Annotated in this window: 24 protein-coding genes; 14 read left to right on the forward strand and 10 right to left on the reverse strand. The window is 66.1% G+C overall.

Going from position 1 to position 25,457, the window contains the following annotated elements; all coding sequences use genetic code 11:
• Window positions 1-103: 103 nt before the first annotated feature.
• Window positions 104-2,533, reverse strand: coding sequence for a bifunctional diguanylate cyclase/phosphodiesterase (locus I6F20_RS21840; protein ID WP_225127763.1), 2,430 nt, complete (start codon window positions 2,531-2,533; stop codon window positions 104-106).
• A 288-nt stretch (window positions 2,534-2,821) separates the two neighbouring features.
• On the opposite strand from I6F20_RS21840, the gene I6F20_RS21845 reads away from it, so the two are divergent.
• Window positions 2,822-3,988, forward strand: coding sequence for an ABC transporter substrate-binding protein (locus tag I6F20_RS21845; protein ID WP_225127764.1), 1,167 nt, complete (start codon window positions 2,822-2,824; stop codon window positions 3,986-3,988).
• A 6-nt stretch (window positions 3,989-3,994) separates the two neighbouring features.
• Here the strand turns inward: I6F20_RS21845 and I6F20_RS21850 are convergent, their stop codons facing one another.
• Window positions 3,995-4,972 carry a hydroxyacid dehydrogenase gene (locus I6F20_RS21850; RefSeq protein WP_225127765.1) on the reverse strand — a complete coding sequence of 326 codons (978 nt, stop codon included), beginning with the start codon at window positions 4,970-4,972 and terminating at the stop codon, window positions 3,995-3,997.
• Window positions 4,973-5,159: 187 nt separating this feature from the next.
• Between I6F20_RS21850 and I6F20_RS21855 the strand changes: the two genes are divergently transcribed.
• Window positions 5,160-6,629, forward strand: coding sequence for a caspase family protein (locus I6F20_RS21855; RefSeq protein WP_225127767.1), 1,470 nt, complete (start codon window positions 5,160-5,162; stop codon window positions 6,627-6,629).
• A gap of 51 nt (window positions 6,630-6,680) precedes the next feature.
• Here the strand turns inward: I6F20_RS21855 and I6F20_RS21860 are convergent, their stop codons facing one another.
• From I6F20_RS21860 to I6F20_RS21870, 3 genes are all read right to left on the reverse strand, one after another.
• Window positions 6,681-7,046 carry a hypothetical protein gene (locus tag I6F20_RS21860; protein WP_036006488.1) on the reverse strand — a complete coding sequence of 122 codons (366 nt, stop codon included), beginning with the start codon at window positions 7,044-7,046 and terminating at the stop codon, window positions 6,681-6,683.
• Window positions 7,047-7,080: 34 nt separating this feature from the next.
• Window positions 7,081-8,184: a Spy/CpxP family protein refolding chaperone gene (locus I6F20_RS21865; RefSeq protein ID WP_225127769.1), complete on the reverse strand. Its 1,104-nt coding sequence runs from the start codon at window positions 8,182-8,184 to the stop codon at window positions 7,081-7,083.
• 288 nt (window positions 8,185-8,472) lie between these two features.
• A complete protein-coding gene (locus I6F20_RS21870) occupies window positions 8,473-9,897 on the reverse strand; it encodes an FAD-binding oxidoreductase (protein ID WP_225127770.1) in 1,425 nt (474 codons plus the stop codon).
• Between the two features lie 87 nt (window positions 9,898-9,984).
• On the opposite strand from I6F20_RS21870, the gene I6F20_RS21875 reads away from it, so the two are divergent.
• Window positions 9,985-10,491, forward strand: coding sequence for a thioesterase family protein (locus I6F20_RS21875; protein ID WP_109144952.1), 507 nt, complete (start codon window positions 9,985-9,987; stop codon window positions 10,489-10,491).
• A 64-nt stretch (window positions 10,492-10,555) separates the two neighbouring features.
• Here I6F20_RS21875 and I6F20_RS21880 read toward each other — a convergent pair whose 3' ends face one another.
• Entirely contained in the window at window positions 10,556-10,729 is a 174-nt protein-coding gene (locus I6F20_RS21880) for a DUF1328 domain-containing protein (protein ID WP_036006471.1), read from the reverse strand.
• Window positions 10,730-10,965: 236 nt separating this feature from the next.
• Between I6F20_RS21880 and I6F20_RS21885 the strand changes: the two genes are divergently transcribed.
• From I6F20_RS21885 to I6F20_RS21925, 9 genes are all read left to right on the forward strand, one after another.
• A complete protein-coding gene (locus I6F20_RS21885) occupies window positions 10,966-13,530 on the forward strand; it encodes an ATP-dependent helicase (RefSeq protein ID WP_225127773.1) in 2,565 nt (854 codons plus the stop codon).
• Between the two features lie 8 nt (window positions 13,531-13,538).
• Window positions 13,539-13,826, forward strand: a complete 288-nt coding sequence (locus I6F20_RS21890) for a type II toxin-antitoxin system HicB family antitoxin (RefSeq protein WP_036024931.1) — start codon at window positions 13,539-13,541, stop codon at window positions 13,824-13,826.
• An 88-nt stretch (window positions 13,827-13,914) separates the two neighbouring features.
• On the forward strand, window positions 13,915-14,331 hold the full coding sequence (locus tag I6F20_RS21895) for a hypothetical protein (protein WP_225127775.1): 417 nt from the start codon (window positions 13,915-13,917) through the stop codon (window positions 14,329-14,331).
• Window positions 14,331-14,996 (forward strand): OmpA family protein, encoded by a 666-nt coding sequence (locus tag I6F20_RS21900; protein WP_109144953.1) that lies wholly within the window; start codon window positions 14,331-14,333, stop codon window positions 14,994-14,996. The genes I6F20_RS21895 and I6F20_RS21900 overlap by 1 nt, the downstream gene beginning before the upstream one ends.
• 171 nt (window positions 14,997-15,167) lie before the next feature.
• Entirely contained in the window at window positions 15,168-15,686 is a 519-nt protein-coding gene (locus I6F20_RS21905; RefSeq protein ID WP_036006444.1) for an Mpo1 family 2-hydroxy fatty acid dioxygenase, read from the forward strand.
• A gap of 28 nt (window positions 15,687-15,714) precedes the next feature.
• Window positions 15,715-16,746 carry an NAD-dependent epimerase/dehydratase family protein gene (locus I6F20_RS21910; protein WP_225127777.1) on the forward strand — a complete coding sequence of 344 codons (1,032 nt, stop codon included), beginning with the start codon at window positions 15,715-15,717 and terminating at the stop codon, window positions 16,744-16,746.
• 26 nt (window positions 16,747-16,772) lie between these two features.
• Window positions 16,773-17,399 (forward strand): methyltransferase family protein, encoded by a 627-nt coding sequence (locus I6F20_RS21915; RefSeq protein WP_036006440.1) that lies wholly within the window; start codon window positions 16,773-16,775, stop codon window positions 17,397-17,399.
• Between the two features lie 133 nt (window positions 17,400-17,532).
• Window positions 17,533-17,742, forward strand: coding sequence for a hypothetical protein (locus I6F20_RS21920; RefSeq protein ID WP_025038081.1), 210 nt, complete (start codon window positions 17,533-17,535; stop codon window positions 17,740-17,742).
• A 139-nt stretch (window positions 17,743-17,881) separates the two neighbouring features.
• Entirely contained in the window at window positions 17,882-19,186 is a 1,305-nt protein-coding gene (locus tag I6F20_RS21925; RefSeq protein WP_225127779.1) for a PQQ-dependent sugar dehydrogenase, read from the forward strand.
• Between the two features lie 4 nt (window positions 19,187-19,190).
• Here I6F20_RS21925 and I6F20_RS21930 read toward each other — a convergent pair whose 3' ends face one another.
• Both I6F20_RS21930 and I6F20_RS21935 read right to left on the reverse strand, forming a co-directional pair.
• Window positions 19,191-20,015, reverse strand: coding sequence for an aspartate dehydrogenase (locus tag I6F20_RS21930; protein ID WP_036006458.1), 825 nt, complete (start codon window positions 20,013-20,015; stop codon window positions 19,191-19,193).
• A 47-nt stretch (window positions 20,016-20,062) separates the two neighbouring features.
• Window positions 20,063-20,980: a LysR family transcriptional regulator gene (locus tag I6F20_RS21935; protein WP_225127781.1), complete on the reverse strand. Its 918-nt coding sequence runs from the start codon at window positions 20,978-20,980 to the stop codon at window positions 20,063-20,065.
• A 272-nt stretch (window positions 20,981-21,252) separates the two neighbouring features.
• On the opposite strand from I6F20_RS21935, the gene I6F20_RS21940 reads away from it, so the two are divergent.
• Entirely contained in the window at window positions 21,253-22,326 is a 1,074-nt protein-coding gene (locus I6F20_RS21940) for a tartrate dehydrogenase (RefSeq protein WP_036006429.1), read from the forward strand.
• Between the two features lie 208 nt (window positions 22,327-22,534).
• Here I6F20_RS21940 and I6F20_RS21945 read toward each other — a convergent pair whose 3' ends face one another.
• Both I6F20_RS21945 and I6F20_RS21950 read right to left on the reverse strand, forming a co-directional pair.
• A complete protein-coding gene (locus tag I6F20_RS21945; RefSeq protein ID WP_036006428.1) occupies window positions 22,535-23,479 on the reverse strand; it encodes a LysM peptidoglycan-binding domain-containing protein in 945 nt (314 codons plus the stop codon).
• A gap of 172 nt (window positions 23,480-23,651) precedes the next feature.
• Window positions 23,652-24,131, reverse strand: a complete 480-nt coding sequence (locus tag I6F20_RS21950; protein WP_225127783.1) for a MarR family winged helix-turn-helix transcriptional regulator — start codon at window positions 24,129-24,131, stop codon at window positions 23,652-23,654.
• A 107-nt stretch (window positions 24,132-24,238) separates the two neighbouring features.
• On the opposite strand from I6F20_RS21950, the gene I6F20_RS21955 reads away from it, so the two are divergent.
• Window positions 24,239-25,447, forward strand: a complete 1,209-nt coding sequence (locus I6F20_RS21955; protein WP_050995928.1) for an ABC transporter substrate-binding protein — start codon at window positions 24,239-24,241, stop codon at window positions 25,445-25,447.
• Window positions 25,448-25,457 lie beyond the last annotated feature (10 nt).

A 25,457-nucleotide genomic window follows, 5' to 3' on the forward strand; every position in this document is an offset into this window, starting at 1 on the left:
ACGGAGAACGTGGATGCCCGGGACATAGGCGAGCGGAAGCGACGCCGTCCTTCGGACGGCTATGCCCGGGCATGACGACCTAAATACTGCTTGAGCGGCGCGCTCAGGCGGCGTCGAGCCGTGATGATTTGACCGGCGCGTCGAACAGGATCCGCTCGATCGGATGCGGCCGGCCGAACAGATAGCCTTGCGCGAAATTGACGCCGAGCGCCTTCAGCCGGTCGAACTCCTCGCGCGTCTCGACGCCTTCGGCCGTGACCGACATGTCCAGTCCGCGCGCCAGCGTCACGATCGAGGAGATGATGGCGGAAGAGCGCGGCTGCTGCGTCAGATTGCGAATGAACGACTTGTCGATCTTGATCTTGTCGAACGGGAACGCGGTCAGGTAGCTGAGCGAGGAATAGCCGGTGCCGAAATCATCGAGCGCGAGCTCGACCCCGAGCTGCTTCAGCCGCTCCATGAAGGCATGATTCTCGCTGCCGCGCTCCAGCAGCACGGATTCCGTGATCTCGATCTCGAGCCGCTGCGGCGGCAGGCCGGAATCGGCGAGCGCCGCGCAGATCATGTCGAACAGCTCGGCTTCCTTGAACTGGATCGGCGAAAGATTGACGGCGATCATGAGATCGGCAGGCCAGCCGGCTGCGTCCGCGCAGGCGCGCCGCAGCACGAATTCGCCGAGCGGCACGATCAGCCCGGTCTCCTCCGCAAGCGCAATGAACTGGTCCGGAGGGATCAGGCCGCGCGTCGGATGCCGCCAGCGCACCAGCGCCTCGAAGCCGCGTCGTTCGCCGCTGAGGGCGTCGACGAACGGCTGATAGTGCACCTCCAGCTGGCAGCGCGCGATGGCGTCGCGCAGATCTCCTTCCAGCGTGTTGCGGGCCTCCAGCTCGGCCGACATCGCCTCATCATAAACAGTGAAGCAGTTGCGGCCGGCCGATTTCGAGCGATAGAGCGCGAGATCCGCTTTCTTCAGGAGCTGCTCCTGATCGCTGCCATGATCCGGTGCAATTGCGATGCCGATGCTGGTGCCGATCTCGACGCGGTGTCCGGGCAGCAGGAACGGCTCGCTCACGAGCTTGGCGATCCGCGCCGCCAGATCGGTCGAGCAGGCGCGCTGGTCCTCGCCGGCTTGCTGGATGATGGCAAATTCGTCGCCGCCGAGCCGCGCCAGCACGTCGTTGGCGCGCAGCGCGGATTTCAGCCGCTGCGCCACCTGGCGCAGCAGCGCATCGCCGGCCGCGTGGCCGAGGGAATCGTTGACGTTCTTGAAGCGATCGAGGTCGAGCATCAGGATCGCGAAGGGCTCGCCCCTCACGCTCAACTTGCCGTTCATCTCGTCGAGCCGGGTGAGGAAAAAGGCGCGGTTCGGCAATCCCGTGAGGATGTCGGTCTGGGCAAGCTCGAGCACGCGCCGGTTCGCCAGCGACAGCCGCCGCGAATTGCGGCTGGCGAGCATCAGATAGGTCGACAGCGACAGCGTCAGCAGCATGCCGACGACGAGGACCGCAACCGCGCGGTCGTAAGTCGTCGCCAGCGGACCACCGGCGGTCGGAACCGCCCGCACCTGCCAATCGGTGTCGCCGATCTTGAGACTGCCCGACCAGTGCAGGGTCCGCGCGATGTCCCGCATCGACCGCAGCGCCGAGGCGGCCGACGCATAATCCGGCAGCATCTGCTCGAGGCTGACGATCTGCGCCGTGTACGGCGGGAAGACCGTCATGCTGACCGCGGGGCTGGCTCCGGTGGTCACGCGGATAGACTGGATCAGCAGCGGCAGGTCGAAGACGCCGACCACGACGCCGGCGATATTGCGGCGCCGGTCCGCGATCTCCTCGCGCGAGGTTCCCTTGGCGTAGACGGGAACGACGACGAGGACATAGGACGGCCGGTCGCTGTCCTTCGGCCCGAACAGGCGCGTGCGCATGGCTGCGACGCGATCGTTGTCGCGCGCGCGCTCCAGCACCGCCCGTCGCTCCGGAACGGTCGTGTAGTCCATGCCGTAAACCGACGAGGTCTTCGGCTGCGTCGAGTAGAACACCGGAAAATATTCGTCACTCTGCGGCGCGATGACGAAGCTCTCGCCCTGCAGCGCCTTGATGTGATAGCTCGACACACCGTCCCGGATCGCCGCGGCCTCGTAATCCGCGCGCTCCTTGCGGTTGATCCGCGGCAACCAGGAGATGCGCAGCATGCCGGGGTGACGCTCGAACAGGCGGGCGCTGAAGGTCTCGAATTCGCTGCGGGTGACTTCTTCGTTGGTCGATTCGAACAACGTGCGCAGCGCGAGAAGTCTCGATATGTACTCGTTCATGCCGTTCTGCAGGACGATCGCCTGGGTCTCGGCTGCGTTCTCGAACTCGATCCTGTTGACGCGATCTTCCCACCGCGCGACGGCGGCAGCGCCCACGATCGAGAACAGCAGGCCAACGCCAACCGCGACGAGCGCAGGACGATAGAGCCCGAGCAGCGGCGCGGCACGCCACCATCCGCCTCTACGTCTCCGATCCTGATCGTTCTGATCGCGACCGCCCATCTTGAAGCCGCCGTCCCCTGTCCGCGACGAACCGAACCTCTGGTTGAGGTGCCGGTGCCGCTATCGGAACAAGACGGCGGTTAAGAAGTGCACAATTTCGGAAACCAGTCGTACCGCAATGCGGAAATTAGTTAACGAAGTGCACGAGCGATCCCGGCTTTCTCGACATAAGTTGCCGGTTTTCCCCGGTGTAATACGGCCTCTCTGCGCCGTGGCGCTTAGCGAGCTATTCAGCCTCGCAAGGCTATGTTGCGCAAGGCTTCTTTCAAGGATCCGTCAAGCCTCCCGATGCATCGAATTCGATCAGCGAGATCCGTCGTTCTGACCATCGCGCTTCTGGCCGCGACCACGCTGGTTGCGAGGGGCAACGAGGCCGGCATCAGCGAGGATGCAATCCTGTTCGGCCAGGCCGCGGCGCTGGAAGGCCCGTCCTCCGCGCTGGGACAGCGCATGCGGCAAGGCATCGTCGCCGCATTCACCGAGGCCAATGCCAAGGGCGGCGTTCATGGCCGCAAGCTCCAGCTCATCAGCCGCGACGACGGCTACGATCCCGACCGTTCGGTGGCGCAGACGCTGCGTCTGATCGACGACGACAAGGTGTTCGCGCTGATCGGTGCGGTCGGCACGCCGACCGCGATGGCGACGATACCGATCACCAGCTCCAGGAACGTGCCCTTCATCGGCCCGTTCACCGGCGCCGAGTTCCTGCGCGATCTCGAGCTTCCGAACGTCGTCAATATCCGCGCCAGCTACGGCGCGGAGGCGGAAGCCTGGATCAAGCATCTCACCGAGGATCGCAAGTTCACCCGCATCGGCATCTTCTACCAGGACGATTCCTTCGGCCGCGACGGGCTTGTCGGCGTGAAGCGGGCGCTCGCCAAGCGCGGGCTCGAGCTCGCCGCCGAGGGCACTTACGAGCGCAACACCCGCGCGGTCGGCCAGGCCTGGCGCATGATCAAGCGCGCCGACCCCGAAGCCATCGTCATGGTCGGGACCTATGGTCCGTGCGCGGAGTTCATCAAGCTCGCCCGCCGCAGCGGCGCTCGTCCAACCTTCGTCAACATCTCCTTCGTCGGCGCCGTCGCGCTCGCCGCGGAGCTCGGCCCGGAGGGCGAAGGCGTCATCGTCTCGCAGGTGGTGCCGTTTCCCTGGGACCGCTCGCTCAAGCTCGTCGCCGACTATCAGGCGGCGCTAAAGGCGTACGACCCGGCGCTGACGCCGGACTTCGTGTCGCTGGAAGGCTATCTGTCCGGCCGCCTCGCGGCCGCGGCGCTGGAAAAGGCCGGCCCCAATCCGACCCGCGCCAGCCTGCTGCGCGCCATCAACGATACCGGCCGTTTCGACATCAGCGGCAGCATCGTCACCGTCGGCACACGCATGCTCGACATGCCGCCGAAGGTGTTCCTGACCGTGATTCAGAAGGACGGGACGTTCAAGGCGGTGGACCGGCTTTGAGACCTTTCACGGCCGCCGCGTCCAGCGATCGGCGTTAACGGCGCCTTGCGGGATTTCTCCCCTCGCGATGGCCTCGACCTGTCGCACGGTCTCCAGCGACTGGTATTCGATGGCCTGCGGCGTCAGCCCGCCGACATGGGGCGTCGCGATGACATTCGGCAGCTTGGCAATATCGGGCGTCGGCATCTGGTCCGGTGCGCGGCCGACATCCATGGCGGCGCCGGCGATGCGGCCTTCACGCAGCGCGCGTGCCAGCGCCGACTCGTCGACGAGATTGCCGCGCGAGAGATTGATGAAGACGGCATGCTTCTGCATGCGCGCCAGGGCTGCGGCCCCGATCAGAGTCTCGGTCTGCGCATTGGCGACGGCGAGGCAGACGACATAGTCCGATGCGGCGAGGAGCTCGTCGAGACCGACCTGCCGGATCTCGGCATCGCTGACGGTTACGAAGGGATCGGAGACTAATACCTCCATGCGCAGCACTCTTGCGATCTCGGCGAGGTAGCGCCCGATGCTGCCGTAGCCGATGATGCCGATCCGGCTGCCGGCGAGCTGGCGGCCCATCCGTGCTTCCGGCTTGCGGCCTGCCTGGTAGTCTGCGGTGGTCCGCGACACGCCGCGGGAGAGATCGACCATGAAGCCGAGCGCGAGCTCGGCCACGGCCTGCACGAAGCCGGGTCCGGCGCGGGTCACGAGCACGCCGACTCGCGAGGCCGCATCCACGTCGACGTTGCGGATGTCGACGGCGCAGCGGACGAAGGCCCGCAGATGCGGCAATTGCGCGAAGATCTCGCCGCGCCCTTCAGTCATGCGGTCGGCGACGATGATGTCGGCATCCTTCGCAGCGCGTACCAGGCTGGCTGCGTCCAGCGGCTCATCCTTCTCGTGCAGGATCACCTCGGCGGCCGTCCGCAGGCCGTTCAGGCTGCGATCGCCGTAATAATTGCGCCGCATCTCCGGGGTGTGCGCGAGCAGGACCTTCACGACAAGCCTCCCTCACTGGCAGAATGCCCGCGGCAGCGCGGTCGAAAGGTCTAGCACAGGGACGGCTGCGGCAGATACCCTGCCCCATTTTGCCGCGGCCCTTGAGTGATCCAGCGCACAGACGCCCTCATGGCGCGGACTTAGAAATAGTGACATCATCGTGCGCATTGCCGTTGGAGGTGACATCATGCGCCGTCCAGTCTTTTCGAATTTGCTTCTTGCGTCCGGTCTTCTCGCACTCACCCAGTTGGTGACGCCCACGGACGCGGCCGCCGAAGCGCGCCTTGCGCTGGTGATCGGCCAATCGGCCTATCGCACCGTGCCGGAGCTGCCGAACGCCGCCAACGACGCCAAGGGCATGACGGAGCTGCTCGGCAGCGCGGGCTTCACCGTCACCACGGCGGCCAATCTGGCGCAGACCGAGATGCGCGCGGCGATCTCGGACTTCGCCGGCAAGGTCAGTGCCAGCGGCCCCGACACCGTCGCGCTGGTGTTCTATGCCGGCCACGGCCTTCAGATAGACGGCGAGAACTATCTGGTGCCTGTCGATCTCGATCCCAAGCGCGAGGCCGACATCCCGCTGCAGGGCGTGCGGCTGAACGACATGCTCAACACGCTCGGCGCGCTGCCGACGCGGGCGCGCATCTTCATGCTCGATGCCTGCCGCAACAACCCGTTCCCCGCGCTCAGCGGCGCCGGCCACGGCCTTGCGATCGTCGATACCAAGGCCGGCGCGCCCGGCTCATTCATCTCCTATTCGACCTCGCCCGGCGCCGAGGCCGAGGACGGCAACGGCCTCGACAGCCCCTACACGACGGCCGTGCTGACGGTCGCCAAGCAGCCGAACCTGCCGATCGAGGAGATGTTCAAGCGCATCCGTGTCGCGGTGGCGCAGTCGACCGACGGCCGGCAGATTCCCTGGGAAAGCTCCTCGCTGACCACCGATTTCAGGTTCTTCGGCGAGAGCGGCGGCAGCACGCCCGCTCTTCCCGGCGCATCCGCCATGGCGCTCGCAGGCGGCACGCGCAACGTCGCGGACTGGCGCAAGACATTGCAGGGCAAGCCGGTCATGGTCGCCTATGAGCTCGTGATCACCGAGGACACCGTGGAGGCGTATCAGGCCTATATCGAGCTGTATGCCCAGGACACCCGCACGCCGCGCCTTCGCACCGTGCTGGAGCGGCGTCGCCAGATGCTGGCGTGGGAGCGTGCCACCGCGATCAACACCCGCGCCTCGTTCGAGGCATACCTCGCGAACTGGGACAACAGCGATCTCGCGGCAACCGCGCGCCGGCTGCTGCTGCGCGTGCAGAACCGCAACTACACCGTGCCCGTGGCCGCCGCGGCGACGCCCGTCGCGGTCGCGATGGCGCCGACCTGCCCGTGCTCGACGCCCGCGACCCCGGCAACGCCGGTCCCGCCCGTGATCAAGAAGCGCGTCGACGAGACCCCGCCGAAGCGCAAGGTGGTCGAGACGCCGCCCAAGCGACGGCCGCCGTCCGAGCAAGTGGTCTACGAGCGCGCGCCGCCGCCGGATCGCGGCCCGCCGCCGGAGGCCGTGATGCAGGGCATCGGCATCGGCGTGGGGATCGGCCTCGGCATGGGAATGGGCGGCCGCGGCGGCGACCATAACAGCGGTGGCTACCGCAGATACTGAGCCGGTCCGTCACCAGCAACATTCGGCTCGCGCCAATCGCGCGAGCCGAACTCATTGCGACAGGGCCGGATGGTCCCGGAGCACGGCTTCTCGAATCCAGCCTGCCTGGATCGCACGCGACAAGATCTGCGCCGTCTTGATGTCCTCAGCCTTCATGCAGAGATCCACGATGCGGCGCACGGCGTCGTCGCGCATCAGATCGTCGGAGATCTTCATCGCGATCTCCATGGCAGCGCGGGCTGCGCGCTCATAGCGCTCGCGCGTGCTGGTCGGCGCCGAAGCGCCGGCGGCTTCGGCGATCGCCCGCGCAGCCTGGCAGATGTTGCGAATCCGGTCGGCTGCGTCGATGTCGCCGAGCGGCCCCCCGATCGGCTCGTCCCAGACGTCTGCCGGCTCTCGCCTCGCGAACCACTTCATTGCCCCACCAATGGTCTTCAATTGCTCACGGCGTTCAGGACATGCGGCGCGGGCCGATCGCCTCGAACTGCGCCTTCTGCTCGTCGTTGAGCGTGGCGTAGAAATCATCGAGCGCCGCCCGGACCGACTTGATTCCGTCCAGCATGACATCGAGACGCTTGCGGATCGCGGCCATGCGGGCCGGAGGCGTCATCACCTCATTGGGCTCGCAGGACGCCTTGAGCGACGTGCTAACTTTGGCGCTGGTGTCCTGGAGCACCTGGAGTGCCGCGCGCTGAGTGTCGTTCGGACGAAGCCGTTCTTCGATCGTGGCGCCGGGCCAATCGAACGCGGCGGACGGGCTGCAAGTCTGCACCGACGATCCGCCCGCATTGTTCGATGCCGCGGCACGACGTTGATCGTCGGCAAGCGCATTGAAGCGCGCCTTCTGCTCGTCGTTGAGCGAACCATAGAACTGGTCCAGCGCAGGCTGGACCAGATCGACGGCCTTCTGCATCGCCTCGACCCGCTGCTGCATGGCGGCGAGCCGGCCGGGCGCCGTCGCCGCGGCCTGCGTCGGACAGGAGGTGCGGATCAGCGCTGCCGCGTCGACCGAGGCGTTGCCGAGCGCATCGAGAGCAGCGCCTTGCGCGTTCGTCGGCTGCACCGCGGCTGCGATCTGATCGATCGGCAGGCCGACGATGGCGCGCCGATCGCTGCCGCAGAGCTGATCGAGCGGCGCGCTGCGCGCTCGCCGCCGTCCCTGCGGCTGCTGCGGCAGATAAGCCGACAGCCGATCATAGCCATAGGGGCCGAAAATGCCGGCATAGATGTCCGGATACCCGTAGCCCCAGAAGCCGAGCCCGTCGCCCCAGATTGTGTAATCGTAGAGATCGTTATAGGCGAACGGCCAGAACAGCGGCCCGACCCAGCCGTAGCCGCCGCCGGGATGTTGCCACCATCCGCTGCTTGCACCGCTCCAGCCGGCGAGTGCCGCCGCCGCGGCAATCTGCGCGCGGGCCGCCGGATTGCTGATCAGCCGGCCATTGCGGAAGGCGCTGGCGTTCCAGGCGTTGCGGAAGTTCGTCGGCCGTATCGCGGCATTGCGGATCTGACCGAAGTTCGGGCCGCCACGCCGGGCGCCGGTTGTGAACCGCATCCCGCGATGATGCCCGCCATGCGCATGCCGCCGCCGTGGCCGCGGACATGGCCGCCGTGGTGACCGCCGCCGCGCCCGCCGCCATGGCCACCTCCATGGCCGCCGCCGTGTCCGCCCTTCGCGAACGCGGCCCCCGCAAGCATGCAGGCAAAGGCCACCGCGGCAATTCCCATGACCGGTCGCACCATCGCACCCTCCCGCGCAAAGCCCTGCCATTGAGCATCGGAAATTGGCGGGAATTGGAACCGGCAGGATTGCCGAAAGTTCCCGGTTCCGGAGAGCGCCGCCTTATGCCTCCGGCACGATCTTGCCGGGGTTGAAAATGTTGAGCGGATCGAGTGCCTGCTTCAGCGCCCGCATCGCATCGAGCGCCTCGGGGCCGAGCTCGGCCTCGAGATATTTCTGCTTGCCTTGGCCGATGCCGTGTTCGCCGGTGCAGGTGCCGTCCATGGCCTGCGCACGCTCGACCAGACGATGCATGAACTCCTCGCCGCGCGCCATCTCGTCGGCGTCGTTGGTGTCGCACACCAGCGAGCAGTGGAAATTGCCGTCACCGACATGGCCGACGATCGGCGACAGCAAATTGAGGCGCTTGAGATCCTCCTCGGTCTCGCTGACGCAATCGGCGAGCCGCGAGATCGGCACGCAGACGTCGGTCGCGACCACGCCGATGCTGTCGCCGGGCCGCAGCGCCTTCACCGACCAATAAGCATCGTGCCGCGCCTGCCACAGCTTGGTGCGGTCCTCCGGCTTGGTGGTCCAGGAGAAATCGCCGCCGCCGCAGTCCCTCGCGATCTCGCCGAACGCCTTGGATTGCTCGGCGACCTCGATCTCGCTGCCGTGAAATTCCATCAGCAGCAGCGGCGTCTCCGGCAGCGTCAGCTTGGAATAGGCGTTGCAGGCCTTGACCTGCGCGGCATTGAGCAACTCGATGCGCGCGACGGGAATACCGGTCTGGATCGCCAGGATCACGGCCTGGCAGGCGCCGTGCACGGTCACGAACGACACCGCACCGGCTGCGATCGTCTCGGGGATGCCGCGCAGGCGAATGGTCAGCTCGGAGATGATGCCGAGCGTGCCTTCGGCGCCGACGAACAGATGCGTCAGGTCGTAGCCGGCGGACGATTTCTTGGCGCGCGTGCCCGTGGTGATGATCTCGCCGTCGCCGCGCACCACTTTCAGCGCCAGCACGCTGTCGCGCATGGTGCCGTAGCGCACCGCATTGGTGCCGGAGGCGCGGGTCGAGGCCATGCCGCCGAGCGAGGCATCCGCGCCGGGATCGATCGGGAAGAACAGGCCCTGGTCGCGCAGATGCTCGTTGAGCGCCTTGCGGGTGACGCCGGGCTGGATCACGCAGTCGAGGTCCTCGGCATGCACCGCGAGCACCTTGTTCATGTCGCGCAGGTCGATCGAGATGCCGCCCGCGGGCGCGTTGACCTGGCCTTCGAGCGAGGTGCCGGTGCCGAAGGGAATGACGGGCACGCGATGTCTGGCGCAGATCCGCACCACGTCCTGGATGTCGGCGGTCTCCTGCGCCATCACCACGCCGTCGGGCGGCTGGTTGGGGATCCAGGTGGTGGTATGGCCGTGCTGCTCGCGCACGGCCTGCGAGGTGATGAGGCGGTTGCCGAAGCGCGCGGCAAGCTGCTCCAGCGCGCTTGCGAGGGCTTTCGGCTCCGGCCGCGGCGGATTATTGGTGATGGTCGTACCCACGGAATTCCTCCCGACGAGAAGAGACCGTGGCAAAGGACATATAACCGGTCAAGTCAAGGGACCGGACGCATAGCTTGGGAAGGACACATGCCGGAGACCGCCGCCACAGCGCCGAACGCAGAGCCGTTTCGCTCCTCGATCATGCAGGTCGAGCCGCAATGGATCGACTATAACGGCCATCTCAACATGGCCTATTACAACGTGATGTTCGATCGGGCGATCGACGAGTTCTGGCTCGAGCTCGGGATTGGCCCGGTCTACAAGACAGAGCGCCACGGCTCGACCTTCACCGCCGAATGCCACGTGCGCTATTTGCGCGAGATCCATCTCGGCGATCCCGTGCAGATCTTAGTCTGGCTGCTCGACGCCGATGACAAGCGGCTGCACACATTCGAGGAGATGCGGCACGGCACCGAGGGCTGGCTGTCGGCGACGTCCGAGAACATGTCACTGCACATGGACATGAATGCGCGGCGCGTTGCGCCTTTTCCGACCGACATCCAGCAGCGCATTGCTGGAGTTGCCAAGTCCCACAGCGCCTTGACGCGACCCGAGGGCATCGGCCGGAGCGTGGCGATGCCCTCGAAGCGTTAGTGGCTCAGGCGCCGTCTGCCGCCTGTGGTTCACCTCTCCCCGTCGGAGAGAGGTGACATCGCAGCTATATTCTGTTGCGGCCGCGGGCGAGGCCGACGACGGCCGAGACCAGGAACAGAACGACTGCGATGAAGAAGATGATCTTGGCGATCTCGATCGAAGCGCCGGCGACGCCGCCGAAGCCCAGGATGCCGGCGATCAGTGCGATAACCAGAAACGTCACAACCCAGCCTAGCATGGTCAAACCCTCGTCTTGATGTTGTCTGCGATCGACGCGGCTGGCCGCGCCACCTGTCCTGACAATCTCGACGCGGGAACGATAGTTCCGGTCCCGGCGGGAGCGAAATTCGCTGGCTCAGCTGGAACAAATCGGCCTGCCGCGCACGTGGAAAACCCGGCCCGGCGCCCCATATAGGCACCAATCCCTGTTAAGAAGGCTCCCTTCCACCACCCCGCGGTGCCATCGTGGGGCCGATGATTCGCATGACCGAGCCGAGCAAGATCACAGCCGTACCCGACCACCAGCCCGCAGCCGGCGGCATCGCCGCGCGTGCGCGCGCCTCGGTGGGCCCGAAATACCTCGCCGGGCTCAATCCGGAGCAGCGCGAGGCAGTGGAGACGCTGGATGGCCCGGTCCTGGTGCTGGCCGGCGCCGGCACCGGCAAGACCCGCGTCCTGACCACGCGCATCGCGCACATCTTGAGCCAGGGCCGCGCCCGCCCGGCCGAGATCCTGTCGGTGACCTTCACCAATAAGGCCGCGCGCGAGATGAAGCACCGGCTCGGCCAAATGCTCGGCCACGCCGTCGAAGGCATGCCATGGCTCGGCACCTTCCACTCCATCGGCGGCCGCATCCTGCGCATCCATGCCGAGCTGGCGCAGCTCAAGTCGAACTTCACCGTGCTCGACGTCGACGACCAGGTCCGGCTGCTCAAGCAGCTGCTGCAGGCCGAGAACATTGACGAGAAACGCTGGCCGGCGCGGATGCTGGCCGGCCTGATCGACGGCTGGAAAAACCGCGGCCTGAGCCCAGCGCAGGTGCCGTCGGGTGAGGCCGCGATATTCGCCAATGGTAAGGGCGGCAAACTCTATGCGAGCTACCAGGAACGGCTGAAGATCCTGAACGCGGCCGACTTCGGCGATCTCCTGCTGGAGAACATCCGCATCTTCCGCGAGCACCCGGATATCCTCAGGCAGTACCAGCAGCGCTTCAAGTTCATCCTGGTCGACGAGTACCAGGATACGAACGTCGCACAATATCTGTGGCTGCGGCTGCTGTCGCAGGCGCCTTCTTCCACCTCTCCCCGCTTGCGGGGAGAGGTGGCATCGCGAAGCGATGCGGGTGAGGGGGCCTCTCCAAGCACCGAGCTCGTGGAGACTCCCCCTCATCCCGGCCTTCTCCCCGCAAGCGGGGAGAAGGAGAAGACCAAAAACATCTGCTGCGTCGGTGACGACGACCAGTCGATCTATGGCTGGCGCGGCGCCGAGGTCGACAACATCCTGCGTTTCGAGCACGATTTCCCCGGCGCCAAGGTCATTCGCCTGGAGCGCAACTATCGCTCGACGGGTCACATCCTCGCCGCCGCCTCGCACCTGATCGCGCACAATGAAGGCCGGCTCGGCAAGACGCTGCGCACCGAGGACCAGGACGGCGAGAAGGTCACCGTCACGGGCTCATGGGATTCGGAAGAGGAAGCTCGCGGCATCGGCGAGGAGATCGAGCAGCTGCAGCGCCAGGGCGAGAAGCTCAACGAGATCGCCATTCTCGTGCGCGCCTCCTACCAGATGCGCGAGTTCGAAGACCGCTTCGTCACGCTCGGCCTGCCCTACCGCGTCATCGGCGGCCCGCGCTTCTACGAGCGCGCCGAAATCCGTGACGCGCTGGCCTATTTGCGCGTCATCAATTCGCCGGCCGACGATCTCGCCTTCGAGCGTATCGTCAATACGCCCAAGCGCGGGCTCGGCGACGCCACCGTGCAGATGCTGCACGACCACGCCCGCAAGCGCCGCATTCCCCTGTTCGAGGCGGCGCGCGCCGTGGTCGAGACCGACGAGCTGAAGCCGAAGGCGCGCGGCTCGCTTCGCGATCTCATCGTGCAGTTCGACCGCTGGCGTGCCCAGCGCGAGGTCACCGCGCACACCGATCTCGCCCAGATCGTGCTCGACGAGAGCGGCTATACCGAGATGTGGCAGAAGGACCGCTCGGCGGACGCCGCGGGCCGGCTGGAGAATCTGAAAGAGCTGGTGCGCTCGATGGAGGAGTTCGAGAACCTGCAAGGGTTCCTGGAGCACATCTCGCTGGTGATGGACCGCGAGGGTGGCGCCGAGGACGACGCGGTGTCGCTGATGACGCTGCATTCGGCCAAGGGGCTCGAATTCGACAACGTGTTCCTGCCCGGCTGGGAGGAAGGCCTGTTCCCGAGCCAGCGCACCTTGGACGAACAGGGCCGCGCGGGCCTGGAAGAAGAGCGCCGGCTCGGCCATGTCGGTCTGACCCGCGCCCGCCGCCGCGCAAAGATCTATTTCGCGACCAATCGCCGGATTCATGGCACCTGGTCGACCACGATCCCGTCGCGCTTCCTCGACGAATTGCCGGCGGCCAATGTCGAGATCACGGAATCCAAAGGCGGCTCCGGATGGGGCGGCAGCGGCGGCTACGGCGCCTCGCGCTTCGACGACATGGAGGCGTTCGGCTCCAGCTATTCGACGCCGGGCTGGCAGCGCGCCCAGGCCAACCGGAATCGCGGCGGCGGCCGAAGCGGCGGCTTCGAGGAAGAGGCCGCGACGTTCTCGACCTCCTCGTCATCCGGCCCCGATTTCGGCAGCTTCGCCTCGCGCCGGCGCGGGCCCCTGACGATCGAAGGCGAGCTGGTCGCCAAATCGACCGGCACGACGTCCGAATTCTCGCTGGAAGACCGCGTCTTCCACCAGAAATTCGGCTATGGCCGCGTCACCAAGATCGACGGCAACAAGCTCACCATCGCCTTCGACAAGGCCGGCGAGAAGAAGGTCGTGGACAGTTTCGTGCAGCGGGCGTGAGACCCGATATGGCTCAGTACGTTGCCATCATCGAGGACGCCGACCCGGACGAAACCGTGAGCTTGTGGTTTCCGGACCTGCCCGGTTGCATCTCCGGCGGCGACGACGTCGAGGAGGCCCTGGAGAATGCGCCCGAGGCGCTTGCATTCTATGCGCAGGAGCTGACCGCGGACGGGCGCCAGCTGCCCCCGCCGCGGACGCTGGACGAGCTCAAGGCCGACCCCGAGGTTGCCGAGGACCTCAGGAACCATACCGTCGCCCTGGTCGACTGGCCGCCCCTCGCTGAGGCCGAGTGAGGACTGTTCGCCGCACTGCGCAACTCTCGACAGTTCTCGCCCGAACGCCCCTTGACCGCCGCGAACTTCCCCGTATCAGATGCAACCCATGGTCCGGGGCTCCATCACATTGATCGTGCTTGCATTGGGGATGCCGTCGCTTGCGGCGGCGGAGACCATGAGCTTTGGCGATTCGATCGGCAAGCTGGCGGCGAGCTGCGGGGCGGAAATCGTCGCCAATTGCCGCGGCGTCAACCCGGATTCGAACCGGCTGAAGGAATGCCTGTCGCGCAATCGCGACGTGCTCTCGCCGCAATGCACGAGCGACTATCTCGGCGTGTTCGACGCCATCCAGAAGCGCGTCGCCGCGCGCGTGACGGTAGCGAACGCCTGCCAGCGCGAGATCGTCAAAGTCTGCGGCGGCTCGACCAAGGAGACCAGCAAGTCGATCCCGTGCCTGGTCTCGACGCCCAAGGGCATCAGCAACAACTGCCTGAAGGCCGTTGACGACGCGGGGTATCGCTGATGCGCGCGAACGGGCTCGCTACCGCAGGACTGGGCTTGGCGCTGGGGCTCGCTTTGCTCGCGGGCCCCGCCGGCGCGCAGACGGCGGCGCCGACCCGCGACGACATTGTCGCGAAGCTGAACCATTTCGAAGAGGCCGCCGAGGTTGACCTGCCCGCGCTGAAGCAGCAGGTGATGGAGCGCGCCAAGACCAGGATCAAGAACGATCCGGGGCCGGTGAACCGGCCGCTGATCGCGCCGGAGCTCGCCAAGCTGCCCGCCTTCAATGCGCAGATCCAGTTCGACGCCGACACGCCGATCATCCAGCCGGCGTCCTACCAGACCGTTGGCCGCATTGCGGACGCGCTGGTTCATTCCTCGCTGCTGCCCTACACTTTCCTGATCGTCGGCCACGTCGAATCCAATTCGAAGACGCGCGAGGCCAATGCGATCCTGAGTCAGCGCCGGGCCGATGCGATCCGTGACGTCCTGGTGAACACCTTCAAGATCTCGACCAAGCGGCTGCATCCGATCGGCCTCGGCGAGGAGCAGTTTCTCGATCGGGCCAAGCCGACCTCCGCCGTCAACGGCCAGTTGCAGATCCTGACTTATGCCAAGCTGCCGGAAGAGACGCGTCCGGCTGCGACGCCAGCGCCTGCGGCGAAAAAGCCCGCCAAGAAGCGCTAAGCGAAGGCGGCTCCGCGGCTGACGGAACCCCTTGAAGTGCGGATTATTTTGCAGCCTGTCCCGGGCGCGCGCGCACGGTTTCACGCGACAAAAGTGCCGGTTTGTGCACCGCTCGGTCCAGTGCTATAGCCTCTATTCGCCCTTCCCGACCCCGTGCTGCATGAGACCGAAATGGGTGGCTTTTTCCAGCGCCAACTTGCCGTTTATGTCGAGTACCATCGCGATCCCCGCAACACGGCGATGCATGTGGTCGGCATCCTGCTGCTGTTCACCGGCGCCGTGCTGCCGCTGACGCTGGTCAAGCTTCCGCTGTTCGGATTCAACGTCAGCCTGGCGGTGGTCCTGGCTGTTCCGGTCTTGATTTATTGGCTGCTGCTCGACGCGGCGCTCGGGCTCGGCATTCTGGCCGTCTCCGTCGTGCTGTTTTCGGTTGCGACGACCATCGCGGCGCAAGTCGGCACCGCGACGATGTGGGCGATTTTCGCCACGCTGGTGGTGCTCGGCCTCGCCGCACAGGCCATCGGCCACAAGGTTTTTGAGGGGCGCGAGGCCTCGTTGTTCACGTTCCCCTCGCATCTTTTGCTTGGACCGATGTTCGTCATGGCAAAATTATTCATTGCACTGGGTTTCCGTCGCGACCTTGCCGCGATTCTGGCGCCTCTTCCGGCCAATTCCCTTTCAACCCGATAACGCTCGAAGCGAAACAGCAACCTACTGCATGGCTCTCGTCCTGGTTACCGGTGGCAGTGGCTTCATCGGACATCACCTCGTAGAAGCGCTCCGCGCCCGTGGGCAGCGGGTCCGCGTTCTCGATGTCCGTGTGCCGAGCGCGGCGAACGCGGATGTCGAGCACGTCCACGGCTCGGTGCTGGACTGTGCCGCGGTCGATGCGGCGATCGCCGGCTGCCATCAGGTCTATCACCTCGCCGGCCTGCCCGGCATGTGGGTCGCCAACAAGCAGGACTTTCACGAGGTCAATTGCCGCGGCACCGAGATCGTGCTGGCGGCGGCGATGAAGCGCGGCGTCTCGCGCTTCCTGCATTGCTCGACCGAATCGATCCTGTTCCCCTATTCCGACCTCAAGGGCGTTCCCGCCGAAGAGGCGCTGCAGCCGGCCGAGGCGATGCCCGGCGCCTACACCCGGTCGAAATCGCTCGCCGAGCATCATGCCGCCAAAGCGGCAGAAGCGGGCTTCCCGCTGGTGATCGGCACGCCGACCATGCCGATCGGCGCCGCCGACCAACATCTGACACCGCCGACCGCGATGCTCTGGTACTTCCTGCAGAAGAAGGTGCAGCCGCACCTCAACTTCCTGGTCAATCTGGTCGACGTCCGCGACGTCGCCATGGGCCTGGTCCTGACCATGGAACGCGGCCGCCTCGGGCAGCGCTACATCCTCGGCGGCGACTGCGTCCCGCTCGGCGACATCCTGCGCATGATGTCGGCGATGAGCGGACGCCGGCAATTTCCCGTCGTCGTACCCGGCAAGATCGCCGAGCTCTCCGCGATCATGCTCGAATGCATCGCCGACCACATTACGCGCCGGCCGCCCAACGGCACCGCCGAGGGCGTGCGGATCGCGCTCGCCGCGAGCGATCTTTCGATCGGCAAAGCCCGTACCGAGCTCGGCTATTCGCCGCGTCCGATCGAGCCCGTCTTGCGCGAAACCATCACCCACCTGCTCGCCCGCAACGGCCAGCAGCCCTCCGGCGCCCTCAAGCATCACGCGCTGTCCTCGCGCGCGAGCTGACGCCGCTTCAAACGCAAAGAACCTTCATGTCTTTCGATTTCAGCAAGCTTCTCTCTGTCGCCTGGGGTGGCTGGACCACGACCTGGCCGACGCAACTGCTCGCCCTGATCTGGCTCGCTTTTCTGGTCAGCTGGGTCGGCGCCTCGTTCTGGCAGGGGCAGACCAAGAAGCAGGTCATGACGCTGGAGTCGCAGCGCTATCGCCTGCCGATCCTGGTCGGCGGCATCCTGTACACGCCGTTCATTGCGGAAGCCATGGGCTGGAAGCCGCTTTGGGTGCTCGGCAACACCGGCATCATCATCGCTGCGGTCCTCTCCGTCGCCGGCATCGCTTTCGCATGGTGGGGGCGGCTGCATCTCGGAAAATTCTGGTCCAACACCATCACCCAGAAGGAAGACCACCGCGTCATTGACACCGGCCCTTACGGTATCGTCCGCCACCCGATCTACACCGGCCTAATCTTCGGCATGCTGGTGACCGGCGTTGCGATCGGCTTGGTGACGACGATCCTCGGCGCGATCCTGATCTCGCTCGGTATGTGGCAGAAGGGCCGGATGGAAGAGGTGTTCCTCTCGAAGGAGCTCGGCGAGGACGCCTATGGAGCCTATTGCCGTCGCGTTCCGATGATCATTCCGTTCACGTCGCCGCGGTGAGGGCGTCACTCTCCTGTCCGGACGCGCTGCGCTGCGTCCGGGGCACGAGTGCACGATCCGACTCGCCAAGGAACCACACCTCTGCTGGTCCGTTAGCCCTCGACATCTGTCAACGGCCGCAGAGCATCGAGCCATGTCGGACGCCTACGATTATTTTCGCGCCCACGCGATCGCCGCCGTCCGCAAGGCGCGGGCGCTGCCCCCCGGGCGTACGAAGCAGAAGCAGCGCACGGTGGCGCGGGTCTATCATCTGCTCTCCAGGGAAGCGGCGCTGGCGCCGAACATCCGTCACTTGGATGATTTTCGCGCGGCACGACGGCTGGAGCGGCAGATCGGCCGTTGATCTCCGGGCCGACGCCGCGACCTGTCCCATGCAAATTCGATCGGCTGCCATTCCACGGGAATAGGCCCGTGCTGAGCTCCGCACAGGTTGACGTCGGCCCCGTCAGCCAGTTGGATGCGCGCGCAACCGGGGGCTTGTCATGACGTTTTCCAGCATCTTCGCGCAGTTCGTCGCCTTCATCGGCGGCATCGCGCTGCAATGGCGCAAGATGACGGGCACCGACCCCGCGCCGGCCTGGGGCGAGAAGCCCGCCATTCCCGAAGCGAAACCGCAAGGCGCGATCCCCACCTTGAAGATGCCGACCGCACGCGGCTGGCGCGACGGACAGAAGCCGATCGCTGCACCCGGGCTCAAGGTCGATGCGTTCGCGACCGGTCTCGACCATCCGCGCTGGATCGAGGTGCTGCCCAATGGCGACGTGCTGATCGCGGAGGCAACGCAGATCGCGGGCGCCCCGCGCAGCGTGTTCCACTATGCGATGCAGGCGACGATGCGGCGCGCCGCCGCGCTCGGCGTCTCCGCCAACCGCATCACGCTGTTGCGCGACAAGGACTGCGACGGCGTTGCGGAGATTCGCGGCGCGTTCATGGAGAACCTCAGCCAGCCGTTCGGCATGGCACTGGTCGGCGACACTTTCTACGTCGGCAACACCGACGGCGTGATGGCTTTTCCTTACATTGCCGACGCCGACCGCATCACAGCACCGGGCAAGCGGCTGACGACATTCAAGCCCGCCGGCCACTGGACGCGCAGCCTGCTCGCCAGTCCCGACGGCAAGAAGCTCTATGCCGGCGTCGGCTCGCTCAGCAACATCGCCGAGATGGGCATGGAGGTCGAGCAAGGTCGCGCCGCGGTCTACGAGCTCGATCTCGTCGCCGGCACGCATCGCATCTTTGCGGCCGGCCTGCGCAATCCCGTGGGCCTTGCCTGGGAGCCGACGACCGGCGTGCTTTGGACCGTCGTCAACGAGCGCGACGGCCTCGGCGACGAGACGCCGCCCGACTATCTCACCTCCGTGCGCGACGGCGGCTTCTACGGCTGGCCCTATTGCTACTGGGGCAAGACGGTGGACGACCGCGTGCCGCAGGATCCGGCGATGGTTGCCAAGGCAATTCAACCGGACTATGCGCTCGGTGGCCACACGGCTTCGCTCGGCCTGTGCTGGATGCCCGCAGGCACCCTGCCCGGCTTCGGCGACGGCATGGTGATCGGCCAGCACGGCTCGTGGAATCGCAGCAAGCTGTCCGGCTACAAGCTGGTGTTCATCCCGTTCGCGAACGGCAAGCCGTCCGGCCCCGGTCGCGACATCCTGTCGGGCTTCCTGTCGCCGGACGAGAAGGAATCCTACGGCCGCCCGGTCGGCGTCGCGATCGGTCCCGACAGGAAATCGCTACTGATGGCCGACGACGTCGGCAACGTGATCTGGCGCGTGACGGGGGCGTAGGAGCTCACGTCCCCACGCACAGCGTGGCGCGCTGCTTGCGGAGCAGCGCGATCACCGACAACGCGGTGATCAGGCCGGTCTTGGGATTCTCGGACGGGATGTTCTCGATGCCCATCGAGAAGCGCGCTGAGTCCGCCTCGACCTCGATGCGGTGAACGTTGCGCGTCACGGTCGGGTCGGCCCAAACCTGGATCTCGGTGCGATCGGGCCCGATGCCCGCGAGCGACAACGCAACCGCGACATTGACGTTGGCCGGAAAGCCCTTTGCCGCTTCGCGCGCGCTGCCCTCGAACAGCTTCAGCGGTTCGCGCAGATTGTCGATGTCGATGTTGTTCTGAACGATGAACGGCGCGCCCTTCAAGCCGTCGATCGGCTTGCGGGTCACCATCTTCACGGAATGGATGGTGCCGATTGCGGCGGCGTTGACGGCATCGAGGCCGATCAGCGCGCCGGTCGGCACCAGGATACGGCCGCCATTGGCGCGGGCGAGATCGACCAGATCGAAATTGTCGAGCAAGCCGCCGACGCTGACTACGACCGCGGCCTTGCCGCGCTTCACCGCAGGCTCGACGATCGCACGCAGCTGGCTGCTCGGCGCGCATTCGACGACGATGTCGGCGGCCTTGCCGAGCTGGTCGAGCGGCAGGATTGTCGGTGGGCGACGCAAGCCGTCGATGAAGGCTTGATGCTTGGCGGGATCCCGTACGGCCACGGCCGCGAGCGACAGGCCCTCGATGCCCTGATCGAGCGCGGTCGCGATCTTGGTGCCGATCGAGCCCAGCCCGGCAATGGCCACCCGCAATTCGCCTGAAGCCGTCTGATCCGTCATCACCATCCCTCTGTCCTGGCCTCTGTCTTGGCCGATGTCATAGCCGCTCACGCCTCCCGCGCATAGCTGCGCAGGCGGGCTTCCAGAACGGCCAGCATGGCATCGCGGGCCGGATCGCGCGAGCCGCGCAGCCAAGCTGCGGCAAGCGGCAGCCGTCCGACCGGCCCGCTCTGCCTCAGTCGAAGCGGCACGAACCGCACACCGGTCACCGCCATCCGTGCGGTCCAGCGCGGCACGATGGCGACCCCGAGCTTCGTTGCCACGAGGTTGATGATGGTCTGCTTCTCGTCGGCGACCTGAACGATGCGCGGCGTCAGGCCGGCCTGTTCGAACAGCTTTATGGTGAGGTCGTGGCTGTGCGGCCGCGAGCGCCGGTCCGGCACCAGCATAGCCTCGTCGGCGATATCCGTCAGCGTGATCGCTTTGCGCCCGGCCAGCGCGTGCCGCCGCGGGAACGCAACGATCGCGCTCTCCTGGAGCAGGCCGCGGAATTCGAGCCGCTTGTCCGGCCGGTCAGGCGGACGGACGAAGGCGAGATCGAGCGCGCCGGTCAAAATCTTCGGCAGCAGCCGGACAGTCTTGTCTTCGAGGAGCTGCACCGCGATGTCAGGATGCCTGACGCGGAAATCGCGCAGGAGCGGCGGCAACAGTCCGGCCGCCGCGCTGTCGATAGCACCGACCCGCAGCCGCCGCGCGGTCCCCGCGCGCGAGCGATTGCGCAGGTTGCTCTCGACCGCCTCGACCTTGGCAAGGATGGTGCGGGCATCGCGCAGCAGCGTCGTGCCGTCCACGGTGAGCGACACCGCGCGCGTGGTCCGCGCGAACAGCCGAGTGCCCAGGTCTTCCTCCAGCAGCCGGATCTGCCGGCCGAGCGCGGAGGGCAGCATCTGAAGCTGCTGCGCCGCGCGGCCGAAATGCAGCTGCTCGGCCGTCGCCACGAAGCATCGGAGCTGATGCAATTCCATTCGCCGTCCTCTCGCCTCGCCCGACCGCGCTTGAGACTTGCGCGAGGTCGTCATGCCCGGGCTTGTCCTGGGCATCCACGTTCTTGGGCCGCGGGGAAAGGCGTGGATGGCCGGGTCAAGCCCGGCCATGACGCCGTGGCGACCTCCCGATGATTATATCATTTTTTTGTATAAACCAGCGCCGATTGAGTTTGCCCGGCACTCCCGTCTAGATTCGCCAGCGACGCCGACGGCCGGATATGCCGGCGCGGTCTCTCAAACGGAGCCTTCCCATGCGCACCCATTCGATCGCAGCCATCCCCGCCGACGGCATCGGCCCCGAGGTGATCTCGGCCGGCGTCCGCGTGCTGGAGGCTCTCGCAAAACGCAGCGGCGATCTCGCCTTCAACGTCAAGACGTTCGACTGGGGCTCGGATTATTACAAGAAGCACGGCGTGATGATGCCGGCGGACGGCCTCAGCGAGCTGAAGAAGTTCGACGCGATCTATTTCGGCGCGGTCGGCGCCCCAGACGTGCCCGACCACATCACGCTGTGGGGCCTGCGCCTGCCGATCTGCCAGGGTTTTGACCAATACGCCAATGTGCGGCCGACCAAGATCCTGCCGGGCGTCGCCTCGCCGCTGCGCAATGTCGGCGTCGGCGATCTCGACTGGGTGATCGTGCGCGAGAACTCGGAAGGCGAATATGCCGGCATGGGCGGCCGCGCCCACAAGGGCCTGCCGGAAGAGGTCGGCACCGAAGTCGCCGTCTTCACCCGCGTCGGCGTCACGCGGATCATGCGCTATGCGTTCCAGCTCGCGCGGTCGCGCCCGCGCAAGCTGCTGACCGTCGTGACCAAGTCGAACGCGCAGCGCCACGGCATGGTGATGTGGGACGAGATCGCGGCCGAGGTCGCCGGCGAATTCCCTGACGTGACCTGGGACAAGATGCTGGTCGACGCCATGACGGTGCGCATGACGCTGCATCCGAAGAGCCTCGACACCATCGTCGCAACCAATCTCCACGCCGACATCCTCTCCGATCTCGCCGGCGCGCTGGCTGGAAGCCTCGGCGTCGCCCCGACCGGAAACATCGATCCGCAGCGCCGCTTCCCCTCGATGTTCGAGCCGATCCACGGCTCGGCGTTCGACATCACCGGCAAGGGCATCGCCAACCCGGTCGCGACGTTCTGGACCGGCGCGCAGATGCTCGAGCATCTCGGCGAGAAGGATGCCGCCTTACGGCTGATGGCCGCCGTCGAGCGTGTCTGCGCCGCGGGCGTGCTGACGCCGGATGTCGGAGGCAAGGCGACCACGAAGGAGGTCACGGACGCCGTGATCGATGCGATCCACGGATCGAATGTTTAGTCTTATCGGATCGAGTGTCGCCAAGGACTCGCTGCACCTCTCCCACTTGCGGGGAGGGCGACGCGCTCGGCAGCGCAATTGCGCGCCAGAGCGCGGCGGGTGGGGGCTCTCTTCTCTGGGGTCCTCGATCGAGGAGAGACCCCCTCCCCAACCCTCCCCCGCAAGCGGGAGAGGGAGCGAACCGCCTTCTGCGGCAAGATAACGGCCCCTACCTCCGCGCCGCCGGTGACGCCGGCGGCGTGGCCATCGCGGCGGCCGGCTCAGGCGGTGTCAGATGGCGGGGGACGATGATGGTCTGGCCCGGCGTCAGCTGCGCGTTCTCGGGCAGCGAGTTGCTCTGCGCCAGCGTCCACAGCGGCACGCGGTTGGCTGCGGCGATGCTCTCCATGGTGTCGCCGCGGCGCACCGGCACCCGCACGCCACTGTCCCACAATTCGACCAGCGTATCCGCCGGCACGAGATAGCGCAGCGGCACGGCATCGGCCTGCGTTTGCGGCGGAATGCGCGGCAGCTGCGTCACCATCTCGACGATCTGACGATGGATATCGTCGGACTTCTCGATGTTGATGTGGGTGACGCGCGCGTTCCGCTTGAGGTCATAGCTGGCGTAATGGCCGCGAAAGCCGGGAACAGCCACGACGTCGCCGCCGCCGAGCACGCTGTCGGACAGGAAGATGTTGATGAAGCGCTCGACGTTGAGGGGGACATCGCCGGTCGCTTGCGCGGGATCGATGGCGATGACGAGGCTGATCGGGATGTTCTCCTTGGCCGCCATCTCGGAGATGACGATCGAGCACAGCCCGCCCATGGAATGGCCCATCAGCACGATCGGCGCCGGCGATTCCTTATAGCTGGAGATGGCGCGATCGCCGATCCACCGGCAGATGGTGAATTCGTAGACGTTGGCCGAGAAGCCGGCCTTCGTTAGCTTCTCTTCGAGCCGATCCATGCCGGTCGAGAAGATCGGGCCCATGGCGCCGCGGAACAGGTAGATTTTTGGCGGCGGCAACGGCTCGAACGGCGGAGGCGGCGGCGGCGCGGCGGGGGCGGTCGCGTTGGTCTTGGACTTGGGGGGAGTAGCAGCGGCCATGCCACTGCTCAAGGCGAGCAGCACCACCGCTGCCAGCGCGAGGAGTCGCCTCGAATGAATCATCAGTCCAGCAGTCCCACCACGGGAGGCAGGGGCCTCCCCTGACCGGCTTAGTGACCATCGATTGGGTGGATTTTGGGGCACGGAACCGACCATCTCTCGTCCGGCGCCCTCTCCGGCTGCCCCTCCGCGGGACGTGGCTGCGACCGTCGGGCTCAGGCGGGCCTCTCCCGGGCTAAAGCGGCAGCAGCCGGTTGAGCAATTCGAGCAGGGTGCGTTGCTCCGCCTCGGTGAGCGGGGCCAGCATCTTCCGGTTATAGAGCCCCGTCAGGCTTGCCCCGTCCTGAATGAGCTTGGCGCCCTTCGGCGTAAGCATCAACTCGACGGCGCGGCGGTCGGATTTCGAGCGGTTACGCTTGATGAAGCCGGACGATTCCAACTCGTTCAGGATCTTGATCAGGTTCGGCAGGCGCAGGCGGAGCAGGCTGGCAAGGCTGCTGGGGGGAACGCCCGGATTGTCGCGAATGACGACGAAGATCGCGTAGGTCGCCGGCGTCAGGCCCAGTGCGGCGAACTCCTCGTAGAAGCCTTCGAAGAACTTCAGCTGCGCGAGCCGCAGCATGAAGCCGGGCGTGCGCTGCAGCGCGCGCAAGTCCAGTGACGTCTCCGACGGTTGAGGGGGCTTCGCTCCGGGTCTGACTGCTTTCGGGCTCATGATCCTGGATCCGGCGGCCACAAGTCGGCCGAATTGACACTCTCAAAAATAGCTATAAAATATAACTATTATAGAGCGGCACCAAGACCGCCCATGGGAGGGACACAATGAACAGCAAATTCCTGCATAAACTGTGCATGGTGGCCGCGGTGCTGACCGCCGCACCGGCCTTGGCCCAGGACGTCGTGAAGATCGGCATCCTGAACGATCAATCGGGGCCGTTCGCGAGCTATCAGGGCATCGGCTCGGTCGTCGCCGCCAAGATGGCCGTCGAGGACTATGGCGGAAAGGCCGCCGGCAAGCCGGTGGAAGTCGTTGCGGCGGACCATCAGAACAAGACGGACATCGGCATCGGCATCGCCCGGCGCTGGTACGAGAACGAGAGCGTCGATGCGATCTTCGACATTCCGAACTCGTCGATTGCGCTCGCCGTGGCCGGCATGAGCGCCGAGAAGAACAAGGTCTTCGTGGGCTCGGGCGCCGGCACGGTGCTTCTGACCGGGGAGAAGTGCACGCCAAACACCGTGCACTGGACCTACGACACCTATTCCTACGGGCGCGGCCTCGGCAAGGCCATCGTGCAGCAGGGCGGCAAGAAATGGTTCTTCATCACCGCGGATTACGCGTTCGGCCATGATCTGGAAAAGCAGGCCGCGGAAGCCGTGAAAGCGTCCGGCGGTGAGGTGCTCGGCAGCGTGCGGCATCCGTTGGGCACGGCTGATTACGCCTCATTCCTGCTCCAGGCCCAGGCGTCGGGCGCGAGCGTCATCGCATTCGCCAATGCGGGGGACGATACCATCACCTCGATGAAGCAGGCCGCCGAGTTCGGGCTGACGAAGGATCACAAGCTGGTCGGATTGATCCTCGGCATGAACGGCCTTCCCGCGCTTGGGCTCAAGTTTGCGCAGGGCGCGCAGATCATGAATCCGTTCTACTGGGATCTGACCGACGGCACGCGTGCTTTCGCGAAGCGCTTCGCCGAACGCATTCCCTCGAAGGCCTATCCGAACGACATGCAGGCCGGCGTCTATGCCTCGGTCATCCACTACCTCAAGGCGGTCGACAAGGCCGGCGGCGCCAAGGACGGCAAGGCCGTGGTCGCGACGATGAAGCAGATGCCGACCGACGATCAGTTGTTCGGCAAGGGCTACATCCGCAAGGACGGCCGCAAGATCCATCCGCTCTACCTGTTGCAGGTCAAGGCTCCCGAGGAATCGAATTCGTCCTGGGATCTGCTGAAGGTCGTTGCCACGATCAAGGGCGAGGACGCGTTCCGGTCCGAGAGTGACGGTCAGTGCCCGCTCGCAAAGCAGTAGCGGTTCGGAG

This window comes from Bradyrhizobium sp. IC3123 (genome assembly GCF_020193625.1).
Taxonomy (GTDB): domain Bacteria; phylum Pseudomonadota; class Alphaproteobacteria; order Rhizobiales; family Xanthobacteraceae; genus Bradyrhizobium; species Bradyrhizobium yuanmingense.